Origin of the sequence: Collinsella sp. AF23-2 (assembly GCF_003459245.1) — a bacterium.
Lineage (GTDB): Bacteria > Actinomycetota > Coriobacteriia > Coriobacteriales > Coriobacteriaceae > Collinsella.
This window is the reverse complement of record NZ_QRVG01000008.1, coordinates 25,650-38,619: the sequence shown is the minus strand read 5'-3', so window position 1 is coordinate 38,619 and position 12,970 is coordinate 25,650. Positions and strand designations below refer to the sequence as shown.

The 12,970-nt window shown below is 60.7% G+C and carries 12 protein-coding genes; all 12 read right to left on the bottom strand.

Features of this window, described 5'->3' with window-relative positions; genetic code table 11:
* Window positions 1-3: 3 nt before the first annotated feature.
* Complete coding sequence (gene tpiA / locus DWY03_RS04840) at window positions 4-771, bottom strand: triose-phosphate isomerase (RefSeq protein WP_117635934.1); 768 nt, start codon at window positions 769-771, stop codon at window positions 4-6.
* Window positions 764-1,954 carry a phosphoglycerate kinase gene (gene pgk, locus DWY03_RS04835; RefSeq protein WP_117564871.1) on the bottom strand — a complete coding sequence of 397 codons (1,191 nt, stop codon included), beginning with the start codon at window positions 1,952-1,954 and terminating at the stop codon, window positions 764-766. Before pgk ends, tpiA begins: the two co-directional genes overlap by 8 nt.
* A 140-nt stretch (window positions 1,955-2,094) precedes the next feature.
* Window positions 2,095-3,120 (bottom strand): type I glyceraldehyde-3-phosphate dehydrogenase, encoded by a 1,026-nt coding sequence (gap, locus tag DWY03_RS04830; RefSeq protein WP_099431436.1) that lies wholly within the window; start codon window positions 3,118-3,120, stop codon window positions 2,095-2,097.
* A gap of 193 nt (window positions 3,121-3,313) precedes the next feature.
* Window positions 3,314-4,243, bottom strand: a complete 930-nt coding sequence (whiA, locus tag DWY03_RS04825) for a DNA-binding protein WhiA (RefSeq protein ID WP_099431435.1) — start codon at window positions 4,241-4,243, stop codon at window positions 3,314-3,316.
* A 6-nt stretch (window positions 4,244-4,249) separates the two neighbouring features.
* Window positions 4,250-5,170 (bottom strand): RNase adapter RapZ, encoded by a 921-nt coding sequence (gene rapZ, locus DWY03_RS04820; RefSeq protein WP_022094878.1) that lies wholly within the window; start codon window positions 5,168-5,170, stop codon window positions 4,250-4,252.
* Window positions 5,171-5,271: 101 nt separating this feature from the next.
* Window positions 5,272-5,958, bottom strand: a complete 687-nt coding sequence (locus DWY03_RS04815) for an N-acetylmannosamine-6-phosphate 2-epimerase (RefSeq protein ID WP_022094877.1) — start codon at window positions 5,956-5,958, stop codon at window positions 5,272-5,274.
* Between the two features lie 140 nt (window positions 5,959-6,098).
* Window positions 6,099-7,064 carry an ROK family protein gene (locus tag DWY03_RS04810; protein ID WP_022094876.1) on the bottom strand — a complete coding sequence of 322 codons (966 nt, stop codon included), beginning with the start codon at window positions 7,062-7,064 and terminating at the stop codon, window positions 6,099-6,101.
* Window positions 7,065-7,235: 171 nt separating this feature from the next.
* Complete coding sequence (locus DWY03_RS04805; RefSeq protein WP_117647503.1) at window positions 7,236-8,156, bottom strand: dihydrodipicolinate synthase family protein; 921 nt, start codon at window positions 8,154-8,156, stop codon at window positions 7,236-7,238.
* Window positions 8,157-8,224: 68 nt separating this feature from the next.
* Entirely contained in the window at window positions 8,225-9,076 is an 852-nt protein-coding gene (locus DWY03_RS04800) for an acetylxylan esterase (RefSeq protein ID WP_117786311.1), read from the bottom strand.
* Window positions 9,069-10,046, bottom strand: coding sequence for an acetylxylan esterase (locus tag DWY03_RS04795; protein WP_117786310.1), 978 nt, complete (start codon window positions 10,044-10,046; stop codon window positions 9,069-9,071). The genes DWY03_RS04800 and DWY03_RS04795 overlap by 8 nt, the downstream gene beginning before the upstream one ends.
* Window positions 10,047-10,126: 80 nt before the next feature.
* Complete coding sequence (locus tag DWY03_RS04790) at window positions 10,127-10,954, bottom strand: ABC transporter ATP-binding protein (RefSeq protein WP_006236159.1); 828 nt, start codon at window positions 10,952-10,954, stop codon at window positions 10,127-10,129.
* Complete coding sequence (locus DWY03_RS04785; RefSeq protein ID WP_035138893.1) at window positions 10,955-12,970, bottom strand: dipeptide/oligopeptide/nickel ABC transporter permease/ATP-binding protein; 2,016 nt, start codon at window positions 12,968-12,970, stop codon at window positions 10,955-10,957.

Here is a 12,970-nt window from a genome sequence, read left to right as displayed (position 1 = left end):
GTCCTACTCGCCTGCCTTGACGACCATAGAGGCGAAGTCGGCAGCCTTGAGCGAAGCGCCGCCCACGAGGGCGCCGTCAACGTCGGGCTTGGCGACGAGCTCGGCAATGTTGCCGGGCTTAGCGGAACCACCGTACAGGACGCGGATACCGTCGGCGAGCTCCTCGCCAAACATCTCCTTGAGGGTCTCACGGATAGCGCCGCAGACCTCCTGGGCGTCCTCAGCGGTAGCGGTCTTTCCGGTGCCGATGGCCCAGATGGGCTCGTAGGCGACGACGACCTGCTTGGGGCAGGTGATCTCAAGTCCAGCAAGGCCAGCCTTGACCTGGTTCACGACGTGCTCGACATAGGTGCCAGCCTCGCGGACCTCGAGGGACTCGCCGCAGCAGAAGACGGGAACAAGACCGGCGGCAACGAGGGCCTTGGCCTTCTTGTTCTGGTCCTCGTCGGTCTCGTGGAAGTAGTCGCGACGCTCGGAGTGGCCGATGATGCAGTAGGTGCAGCCAGCGGACTTGAGCATGTCGCAAGAGGACTCACCGGTGAAGGCACCCTTGGCCTCCCAGTACACGTTCTGTGCACCGAGGGCGATGGGGGCAGCCTGAATGCGGTCATGAACCGTGGTGATGTCAATGGTCGGAGGGCAGACGAGCACCTCGACGCCAGCCGGAACCTCGGGCAGAGCCTGAGCCAGCTCGTCGGCGAGCTTGGCGGCCTCAGCGACGTCGTTGTTCATCTTCCAGTTACCAGCGATAAGAAGGGTGCGACTAGGCATCGAGAAGCGCCTCCACTCCGGGCAGGGCCTTACCCTCGACGAGCTCCATGGAAGCGCCACCACCGGTGGAGATCCAGCTCATCTTGTCGGCCAGGTTGAACTTGTTGACAGCCGCGACAGAGTCGCCACCGCCGATGATCGAGGTGCAGTCGGCCTCGGCGACGGCCTCGGCGATAGCCTGGGTGCCGTGAGCGAAGTTGTCGAACTCGAAGACACCCATGGGGCCGTTCCAGAACACGGTCTTGGCACCCTTGACGGCCTCGGCGTAAAGCTCCTCGGTCTTGGGGCCGATGTCCATGCCCTCACGATCGTCGGGGATAGCGTCGGAAGCGACAACCTCGGGGACAGCGTCCTCGCCAAAGTGATCGGCAACGCGGTTGTCGATGGGGAGCAGGATCTTGACGCCCTTCTCCTCGGCCTTCTTGAGCATCTCGCCAGCGCGCTCGACCCAGTCCTCTTCCTTGAGGGACTGACCGACGGTCAGGCCCTGAGCCAGGAAGAAGGTGTAGGCCATGCCGCCACCGATGATCAGGGTATCAGCGGAGTCGATGAGGTGATCGAGAACGCCGATCTTGGAGGAAACCTTGGAACCGCCGACGATAGCGACGAAGGGGCGCTCGGGCTCGGCGAAGATGCCAGTCAGCGTGTCGACCTCCTTCTCGAGCAGGAAGCCGGCGACGGCAGGCAGGTAAGCGGCGGGACCCACGACGGAACCCTGGGCGCGGTGAGCGGTACCGAAAGCATCGAGAACGAAGACGTCACCATAGGAAGCGAGCTTCTTGGCGATCTCGGGATCGTTCTTCTTCTCACGCTTGTCAAAACGGACGTTCTCGAGAACGAGGACCTTGCCCGGCTCGACGGCGGCAACAGCCTCAGCAGCCTTCTCGCCGTAGGTGTCGGCGACAAAGGCAACATCGAGACCAGAGAGCTCAGCGAGCTTCTTGGCGACAGGCTCAAGGGAGAGCTCGGGCTGGAAGCCGGTGCCATCGGGACGGCCGAGGTGGCTCATGAGGATGACGCGAGCGTTGTGCTCAACGAGGTAGTTGATGGTGGGCAGGGCAGCCTTGATGCGGGTGGTGTCGCCAACGACGCCATCCTTGATAGGCACGTTGAAGTCAACGCGGACGAGAACGCGCTTGCCGTCGACATCGATGTCGCGGACGGTCTTCTTGGTAAAGGCCATGTTTGCTTCTACCTTTCGTACGTGTCTGCCTCCCATTACGGCAGACGATTTCCTATAAAAAGGGCGCGACCCTAGGGTGTAAGCCCTATGAGGCCGCGCCCTTCTTTAGACGCTCAACGAGCTATTCGCTAAAAGCTAAATTAAGCAACGAACTTCTCGAAGTACTTGATGGTGCGGACCATCTGAGAGGTGTAGGAGTTCTCGTTGTCGTACCAAGAGGTGACCTGAACGAGGGTCTGGCCGTTGCCGAGGTCAGAGCACATGGTCTGAGTGGCGTCGAAGATGGAGCCGTGGGTCTCGCCGATGATGTCGGTGGAGACGATGTCGTCCTCGTTGTAACCGAAGGTCTCGGAGATGGTGGAAGCGTAGGCCTTCATAGCGGCGTTGACCTCGTCGACGGTGACCTTCTTGTCAACGACAGCGTAGAGGTTGGTGATGGAGCCGGTCGGCGTCGGGACGCGCTGGGCGGCACCGATGAGCTTACCGTTGAGCTCGGGGAGAACCAGGCCGATAGCCTTGGCAGCACCGGTGGTGTTGGGGACGATGTTGACGGCGCAGGCGCGGCTACGACGCTTGTTGCCCTTGCGCTGCGGGCCGTCGAGCGGCATCTGGTCGCCGGTCCAGGCGTGAATGGTGGTCATGATGCCGGACACGATGGGAGCGAAGTCGTTCAGACCCTTGGCCATCGGGGCGAGGCAGTTGGTGGTGCAGGAAGCAGCGGAGATGATGTTGTCCTCAGCGGTCAGCGTCTCGTGGTTGACGTTGTACACGATGGTGGGCAGATCGCTGCCGGCCGGAGCGGAGATGACGACCTTCTTGGCGCCAGCGTTGATGTGGGCCTGAGCCTTAGCCTTGCTGGTGTAGAAGCCGGTGCACTCGAGAACGACGTCGACGTCGAGGTCGCCCCAAGGCAGGTTGTTGGCGTCGGCCTCCTTGTAGATCTTGATCTCCTTGCCGTCAACGGTGATGGAATCCTCGCCAGCAACGACCTCGTGATCGCGAGCGTAGTTGCCCTGCGTGGAGTCGTACTTCAGCAGGTAAGCGAGCATATCGGGAGAGGTGAGGTCGTTGATAGCGACGATCTCGGAGCCCTCATGACCGAACATCTGACGGAAAGCCAGACGACCGATGCGACCGAAGCCGTTAATAGCAACCTTTACTGCCATTGTGTCTCCTTTCGTAAGGCCCCCGCAAGCTACAGCGCCCGCCGTTGAGGCCCACAAACTAACCACTCGCCTAATATACCTTTTTTTTGACTTGAATTTCACGAGAATAGTCGAAATTGAAAATCAAATTTACGTTAAAACGTTTTAAAGAATAAAATAGCAGCTAAATCCGTATATAAGTCGATACTTTAAACTACCGATTTGCTTCAATGAGCTTTTCAAGCCTCAAAACTCGATGGTAGAGGGCCGACTTCGACAAGGGAGGGTCAGCCATCTCCCCTAAATCACGCAGCGACAGATCGGGATAGCGCTCGCGCAGGTCGCAAAAGACCGCCAAGGCATCCGGAAGCGCATCGCGAAGGCCGCGCTGCTCGAGCTCATCGATAAGCGCAAGCTGATGTTGGGCAGCACCGGCGCTTCTGGTCTGGTTGGCGAGCTCGGCGTTCACGCGACGGTTCACATCGTTCTTAACCAACTTGACCGCGCGCGCCTCCTCAATCTCGGCAACGCTGCGCTTGGCACCAATCAGCTTTAATAGATGCTCGATTTCCTCGGCGCTCTTAATGTACACGGCATATGACCCCCGCCGTGCATTAACACGAGCATGGACCCCAATCTGCCCCAACAGGTCGCAAAGCCCCTTAGCATATTGCTCGCCCTGCACCGCGATCTCCAAATGAAAATCGCCGCGTGGATCGGCCACGAAGCCGCCCGCGATGAGCGCGCCGCGGATGTAGGCAAGCCTGCAGCAGGGACGGGCAACGATGTGTCGGGGAACACCAGCAACGAGCCCTCCCCTGCGGTCTAGAATGCCCAGCAGCACCAGAGCCTTGTCCAGGTCGGGTTGATCGGGCAGGGTAATGAGATAGTTACGGACCTTATGCAAGACCGATTTACGAACGGTGAATTCCGTTTTGAGCTTAAGAATGCGATGCGTCAGCGTGATCATCGTGCGCGCGACGGCTCCCGTCTCGGTCGCGACCGTCAAACGATACCGCCCGGAGCCGGCCAACGAAAGCGTACCGCTCACACGCGTCAGGGCGGCAAGCGTCGACAAATCGCAGTATTCACATTCGGGTTCGCAGCGCGCAAGCTCGTCACGCACCTCGGCGGTAAACGACATGCAGGCCTATGCTTTCGTGTTGGCGCGCGACAAGTCGCGATGGGAAATGCTCACGTGATACTGGGCGCCTTCCAAATAACGTGCCGTGGCCTCGGCGATGGCAACGCTGCGGTGCTGACCGCCCGTGCAACCGATGGCAATAGAAAGCTGCGGCTTGCCCTCTGCGATATAACCGGGCATGACCGTATCGAGCAGCTGCGTCCAGGCCTTCCAGAACTCCTGCGTCTTAGGATGGTCCAGAACAAAGTCGGAGACTTTCTTATCGAGACCGGTCATGGTGCGCATCTCGGGATCGTAGAACGGATTGGGCAGGAAGCGAACGTCAATCATAATGTCCGCCTCGACGGGCATACCGTGCTTAAAGCCAAACGAGAACACGTGAACGTCCATGAGCTGCTGGTCGGACAACTCGGAGAACGCCATGCGCAATTTGTTGCGCAGCGCAGAGGTGCGTAGGCGGCTCGTGTCGATAATCATATCGGCTCGATCGCGCACACCCTGCAGCTGCAGGCGCTCGCGCTGAATCGCATCGGCCGTAGTCTCCCCCGGCTTGGCAATGGGATGACGGCGGCGATTTTCGCTGTAGCGACGAATCAGTACCTCGTCAGAAGCCTCCAGGAACACGATGTCGCAGCTCATCTCGCGCTCTTCGAGCGCGGCGACCGCATCGAGCAGCTCATCGAACAAGCCCTGGCTACGCAAATCGCAGGTGACGGCGAGATGCCTGCCCACGCCCGTATTAATGCCGACGAGCTCGGCAAGCTGGGCGATCAGACGCGGAGGCAGGTTATCGATGCAAAAATAGCCCATGTCCTCGAACACGTGCATGGCCTGCGTGCGGCCCGATCCGGACATTCCGGTGATGATGACGATATCGGGGATGCGCTCCGAGCGCTCCGCCGCATCCATGGCATCTCCCTTTTGCATGTGCTGCCTCCCAAAAACAAGCGCGGGACCCAGCAACCCAGATCCCGCGCGGTCAATTGCCTATATTGAGTATACCGCCCCGAGCGGATACGAGGCCTGTCTTACGCCTCAAGCGCAGCCTTGAACCAACTCGTAATACTCGTGGGGTGCGTGATGGCGGTGCCGACGACAACGGCCCAGGCGCCAGCATCGATCGCAGCGCGAGCCTCCTCGGGCGTGTGCACGCGGCCCTCGCAGATGATGGGAAGACCGGGGAATTCCTCGGTCGCCTGACGCAGGAGTGGCAGGTCGGGGCCATCGGCCATGGTGCAGTCGATGGCGGCGACGCCGTGAGAAAGCGTGGTGGATACCAGGTCGAAGCCCATATCAACCGCACGGCGAATGTCCTCGATGGTGGCACAATCCGCCATCAGGAGCACGCCCTCCTCGTGCAGCGGGCGGAAGGTATCCTCGACGGTCTTGCCATCGGGACGCGGACGATCGGTGGCGTCGATCGCCACGATATCGGCACCGGCAGCAACGCAGGCGCGAGCGTGACGCAGCGTCGGCGTGATGTAAACGCCCTCGTGTCCATCCTTCCACAGGCCGATGACGGGAACCTCACAGCGACCCTTAATAGCGGCAATGTCGGCAAGGCCCTGACAGCGAATGGCGGCGGCGCCGCCAAGCTCGCAAGCGCGAGACATTTGAGCCATGGTCTCGGGCGTACGAAGCGGCTCGCCCATATACGCCTGAACGCTCACGACGAGCTTGCCCTTCAGGGATTGAATCAAAGGATCAACGGTCATGTGCGACTCAACCTTTCTCAAAACAGCCTTCTGAGACACCGCACCTTGACGTTCAAACCGTCGCTCGCGTACCGAAGTACGCTTCGCTCCTCTTTCACGTCAATCTGCGGCACCTCAGAAGGCGCACTTGGTAGTTATGTTTACTTCAACGAGGCAAGAAGATGCTCAGCGGCACCGATGAGCGGAGCATCGCCCTCCAGAGAACCGATGAGGATCGGCGTGTCCTGAAGCGGATCGAGCGCCTGGCTGGCATAGCCCTCGTGCACCGAATCCTTCCACGTCTGCGAACGCCAATCGGGACCTTGGTGAATCACGCCGCCCGAAAGCACGATGACCTCAGGGTCCAGGATGTTAGCGAGCGAGCCCAAGCTGGCACCCAGCGCAAAGCCGGCATCATGGATGACCTCGGTCGCCTTTGCGTCGCCTGCACGGCACAGGTCGTTCACATCGCGACCGACCGAAGGACGGCTGGGGTCGACGCGGCCAAAGCGCTCATCGTACATACGACCAATGGAAGTGCCCGAAGCAACCGACTCCAGATGGCCGGAACGCCCGCAGGCGCAGGGAATGCCGGCGGCAGCCGAGCACTCGATGTGGCCCATATGGCCAGCAGCACCATGGAAGCCCTGCATCACGCGGCCGTTCTCGACATATGCGCCGCCGATACCCGTACCGATGCCAAGACACAAGACGGAGAACTTGCCCTTGCCGACACCCCAGTGGGCCTCGCCCAGAGCATGAGCCTGCACGTCGCCCACAACGGCAACGGGAAGACCAAGGTCCTCGCGCAGACGCGGCCCCAACTGAACGCCGGACCAGCCGGGCATGATCTCATTGGCATACGCAATGGCGCCCGTCTTGGGATCGACGACGCCTGCGGCACCGATACCGACACCGAGAACCTCGACATCGGGATTCGCCTCAAGAGCGGCCTTGATAGACGCCTCGATACGCTGGAAGACGGCCTCGCCGCCCTCTTGGGCCTCTGTGGGAACCTCGGCCTCAAAAACGGGATGGGGCACACTACCGTCAGCCGGGTACTCCATGATGGCAGTCGCAATTTTAGTTCCGCCGATATCGACAGAGCAGACGTACTTGTTCTCCATGTCGCTCTCCTTCGGAGATAAAAACAACTACAGGAAATGCGCCGTCAGGCTAGCCGTCACAGCGCAGTAAAGGTTTTCCAGGTGTCCGAGATCGCCGAGAAACCGTGTGGCCATTGACCTAATGGGTCATGGCCACACGGTTGAACGGCGAGGTCGGGTGCCTGGGAAGCTTTACAGGAGACCGTTGTCCTGAAGGACCTTCCTAATCGCCTCGACGTTCTCGCCGGTCATGGCCTTCACCGGGCGCGGCATGGTCGGGCTGTCGAAGATGCCCATGAGGTTCATAGCGGTCTTGAAGGCGCCGACGCCACCGGCATAGCCCTGGACGCCCGAGGTGACATCCCAGATGTGGGAGATCTCGTTGAGGCGATCCTGCTCGGCCTTGACGGTAGCCCAGTCACCGGCCTGAGCGGCCTTCCACTGGCGCACGTAGCCCTCGGGCTCAACGTTGGCAAGGCCCGGGACAGAACCGTCGGCGCCACCGAGGTAAGCGCCGTCGACGACAACCTCGTGACCGGTGAGGATACTCATCGGATGGCCGTTCTTCTCGTTCTCCTGAACGAGGTAGCGGAACGAGATGTCATCACCCGAGGAATCCTTGACGCCAGCAAGGACGCCCTCGGCGCCGAGCTTGGCAAGGAGCTTCCAGGGGAGCTTGGTGTGAACGCAGACGGGAATGTCATAGGCAAAGATGGGCAGGTCGAGCTCCTCGTGCAGGATGCGGAAGTGCTCCTCGACCTCGGTCATGCCCTGCAGGGCATAGAACGGGCAGGTGGCGACAAGCGCATCGGCGCCCAGCTCCTGAGCGACCTTACCGTGCTCGATCATGCGCTCGGTCTCGGTATCGATGATGCCGACCAGAACAGGCACGCGGTGATCGACGATGCGCACGGCCTCGGCGATAATCTGGCGACGGCGCTCGTCGGTGGAGAAGACGACCTCGCCCGAGGATCCCAGGAAGAACAGGCCATCGACGCCGGCATCGATCATGCGGTTGATGCTGCGCTCAAAGGAGACAACATCGAGCTGGTGATCTTCGGTATCGGGAACAACGACGGGAGGGATAACGCCGGTGAATTTCTGAGTTGCCACAAGAATCTCCTTAGTTGTCTGGCGGGCGGCCCTATGCCACCCACTCTTGTTGGCAGTGTCCAGGCCGTCTAGGCCAAAGAACACGGGTAGAACGTTTGGTTAAAAAAGTCGATGACTTCGTTTTCGAACGCGTTGATGCGCTCATGAGCGTATTTGGCATAGATGATATGCCTCCGGTCACACTCAAGACCGTTGAATACGGCAAACTGGCCCTTGGGATCACTCACGGCATCCATGAGCGATGTGCCCATGAGCACCGATCCACGCACCCGAGACGACAACGCCTCGAGGCCACCGGGAATTGGATTGGCAACCGCCGTGCAGGCGAGGCCCCGCTCGTCCAGAGCAGAAACCGCCAGCGCGACTCCGCCGCCAAGGCCCTCGCCCCATGCAAAGATGCGGTCGGGGTCCACGCCATCAAGATTGCGCGCCACCTTCGCCATCGCGCAACCCCAACGGACGCGCTTGACAAAAGCAGGAGAGGCAATCCCCTGCTGCAGCTCGCTGGATCCAATCGCCTCATCGTCCAGCGCAAGCACGGCATATCCCATGGCCGCAAACCTCGTCATGTGATGCCATCCCCGCACGGGTCGGTCGATGTCGTGAAACATCAGACATAGCGGCACAAGCTCGGATGCTCGGGCGCGACCGGCAGGCTCGATCAAACGTGCGTGGACCACATCGCCACCAAGCTCAAAGGAAACCTCGGAGTAGCGGGCATACGGATTGGCAAAATCGATCGCCGTAATACTCGGCCCGCAAACCTCAAGGTCCGAAGCGGCTATCTCTAATTCGGAAACATCCGCAGAAGCATCACCGCGCCAATCCCGGAAATCAGCGAGCCTTGACGAGACCGTTCCGGGAATCCCCACAAGGTCGGAGACAATCAGCTCATTGACATTGCTCTCGCACTTAGACATGAGCCTCCCCTCCCTTGCAGAAAAACGGAATGATCAGATCGTCAAAATCCTGAATCTCCTCGTGGCCAAAGCCTTCAAAGAACTCATGACGCTTTTCACAGGTCAGGTTGTTATAGACCGCAAACTGCGTCGCTGGCGGACAGACGGTATCGGCTGTGCCGGTGCCAAACAGCACGGGGCATTTGACCATAGGGGCAAAGTTCTTGGAATCGAAGTACGCCAGCTTGGCATAGGCTTCGTCGATACGAGTCGAGTCCTCGTCAAACCAGCGAGACCAATAGCGCAGGCCCTCGTAGGCAATGTCGTCGGCATCCAAATCCCAGACCAGGCGGAAATCCGACAGGAAGGGATAGAGGATGGCGGCGCGATTGATAAGCTCGCTGTTAAGTGCACAGGTCGCAATGCCCAAACCGCCGCCCTGCGACGCGCCGTTCACAAACACACGGGCAAGATCGATGCCCTCGAGCTCGCGAACGATGCGGCACAGGATGCGAATATCTTGGTGCAAGCGGACATAGTAGAGGTTGGCCGGATCGCCGTCGATACCGGCGACGATATGGCCCGCGACCGTTGTGCCCTCAAATCCACCAATGTCCTCGGAGGGACCTCCTTGGCCGGGGCAGTCGAGGGCGATGAGTGCCATGCCCATGCCCGCAAACGACGCCTGCTCAAACCAGCTGCGGCTTGCACCCGGATACCCATGGAACTGAAGTACCAATGGCACGGGCTCGTCCGAGACGGGTTTAAGGTACTTGGCATGCAGGCGAGCGCCACACATGCCGGTATACCAGAGGTCGAAAAGCTGGCAGGTCACGGCATCGGTGACCGATGCCGTCTCGATCGCATAGTCAAGCCCGACGGCGTCGGCCTCGGCCATGCGGTCCTTCCAAAAGAGATCGAAATCCGATGGACGGGGCATAGCGCCTCGATATTCACCAAATTGCTGTTGTAGCTCCTGAGCACTTGGCATGGCTCGTGAACCCAACCTTTCGAAATCGCAACGGAGGTGCGCCCGGCAAGGGAACCGGGCGCACGGGAGGGAAAGCGAGGCTACTCGCCGAGCTTGGGATGCAGCAGCGACGGCGCAGCGCCGAGCAGCATCTTGGTGTAGGGGTCCTGGGGGTGCTGGAAGACCTGCTTGGCCTCGCCCTGCTCGACGATCTTGCCGCCATTCATAACGATGATGTCGTCAGAGATATAGCGGACCGTCTGGATGTCATGGCTGATGAACACCATGGCCAGGCCGAGCTCCTTCTTAAGGTCGGTCAGCAGGTTCAGAATCTGCGCGCGGACCGAAACGTCCAGAGCCGAGGTGGGCTCGTCGGCGATGATGGCATCGGGGTTCAGCGACAGGGCACGGGCAATTGCGACGCGCTGGCGCTGGCCGCCCGAAAGCTGACCGGGAAGAACCTCGGCGGCGGAGCTGGGCAGACCGGTGAGCTCCAGGAGTTCCTTGACGCGCTTCTCCTGCTCGGCTTCGGTGCCCAAGTTGTGGACGCGCATGGGATCGAGCAGCTGCTCGCGAACGACCATGCGGGGGTTGAGCGCCGTGGCCGGGTTCTGGAACACGACCGAGATGACGCGACCCATGTGGCGACGGTCCTCGGCGGTACGTTTGGTAACGTCCTTGCCCTTAAAGTAGACCTTGCCGCTCGTGGGGGCCTGCAGGCCGCACATGACGTTGGCGGTGGTGGACTTACCGCAACCGGACTCGCCGACGATGCCGATGGTCTGTCCGGGCATGAGCTTAATCGTTACACCCTGGACGGCGTGAACCAGGTTGGGGTGCAGGATCGAGCCGGTACGGGTCCTAAAGGTGACGTGAACGTCATCAAGGAAGATGATCGGCTCGACGCCGTTGACTGCGGTCTCGCTCATCTACATCACCTCCGCGTGAGGGGTCAAACCATTTGCCTTGAGCACCTCGTCGGGGAGCTCGGAATAGAAGTGCTCGGTGCCAGGCACGCGCTTGAAGACCGGACGGGTGTCCAGGCCAATACGCGGATGGCTCGAGCGGGGCGCGAAGCGATCGCCCTTGGGGAAATCGCGCGGGCTCGGAACGGCGCCGGGCACCTGGTGCAGACGGCCCGAACCGCTCTCGATGGACAGAACGGAACCCAGAAGACCGCGGGTGTACTCGTGAATCGGGTTGGTGAGCAGCTCCTTGGTGGGTGCCTGCTCGATAACCTGACCGGCATACATAACCGTGATGTTATGGGCGACCTCGGCGACCAGCGCCAGGTCATGCGAGACGAAGATCATGGCAAAGCCGAGCTTGGCCTGAAGGTCGTTGAGCAGCTTGATGACCTGCTTCTGGACGGTAACGTCCAGAGCGGTCGTGGGCTCGTCGCAGATGACCAGCTTGGGGTCGCGGGTAAGGGCCATAGCAATCAGAACACGCTGACGCTGGCCACCGGAAAGCTCATGCGGGTAGCTCTCGAGCGTACGCTTGGGGTCGAGGCCCACGAGCTCCAGAAGTTCCTCGGCGCTGCGGGTGCCGCCGCGCTTGGTGAGCTGCTTCATCTGGGCAGAGATGAGCATGGAGGGGTTGAGCGAGGACAGGGCGTCCTGATAGACCATAGCGATATCGGTACCGCGCAGGCCGAACCACTCCTTCTTGCTCATCTTGAGCAGGTCGCGGCCCTCCCAGAGGACCTCGCCGGAAAGGTGCTCGTCATCGTCGGTCAGGCCCATGATGGCCAGCGTGGTGATGGACTTACCGCAACCGGACTCGCCCACCAGGCCCATGGTCTGACCAGGACGGACGTCAAAGTTGACATGGTCGACGACGTTGATATCGCCGTGGTGCTCGAACTGAATGCAGAAGTCACGGACCGAGAGAATCGGTTCGACAGACTCGTCAGGCACATGGCGATCGTCACGCTTGAGCTCGACATCGCGCAGGGCGCCAAGGCGAGCGGAGAGGGACTGGGCCTGCTCCTTGTAGGCGCGAACGGGGTCGGAGACCAGCAGGTCGGCCTCGCGACGCTTGGAGGAATCGGTCGGATCCAGGGCGGCGGAGGGAGCAGCGGCCATGGCGTCGGTAATGCCCTCGGAGAGGATGTTGAGCGCCAGGCAGGTGATCATGATGGCCAGACCCGGGAACAGTGCCTGCCACCAACGGCCAGCGAGCACGCCGCCGCGGGCGTCGGCGAGGATGTTGCCCCAGGTAGCGGTGGGCTCCTGGATACCAGCGCCGATAAAGGTCAGCGAGGCCTCGAAGATGATGGCGTCGGCGACCAGGGTAACGGTGAAGACCATGATCGGGGCGATGCAGTTACGCAGAACATGCTTGATCAAAATCCACGGAGCCTTGGCGCCGGAAACGATGACCGCGCGGACATAGTCCTCGCCGTACTCGGACACGATGTTGGCGCGCACGATACGGGCAATCTGCGGAGTGTACATAAAGCCGATGGCGAAGATGATCGACGGCACGGAGTTGCCCAGGATGGAGACGAAGACGGCTGCGAGGGCGATGCCCGGGATAGACATGATGATGTCCAGGATACGCATGATCGTCTCGGAAACGGCCTTGCGCGAAACCGCCGCAAGGGCGCCCACGACCGAGCCGCAGACCAGAGCCATGGCAGTGGCGCCAAAGCCGATAATCAGCGAGTAACGACCACCGTAGAGCATGCGCGACAGAATGTCGCGACCCTTATCGTCGGTACCGAAGATAAATCCGTTGCCGGGAGCCTGGCGAGCCGTAAAGATCTCGACCGGGCTATAGGGGGCAAGAAGGGGTGCCAGAATCGCAGTCAGGGCGACCAGCACCAACACGACGGCGGCAATCTTAGAAGACAGCGTCATCTTCTTCCAGCCACCGAGCTTGAGCCCCTTGGAGGCAGCCTTCTCGAGCTGCTCGGTTTGCTTCTCTCGAATCTTTACCAT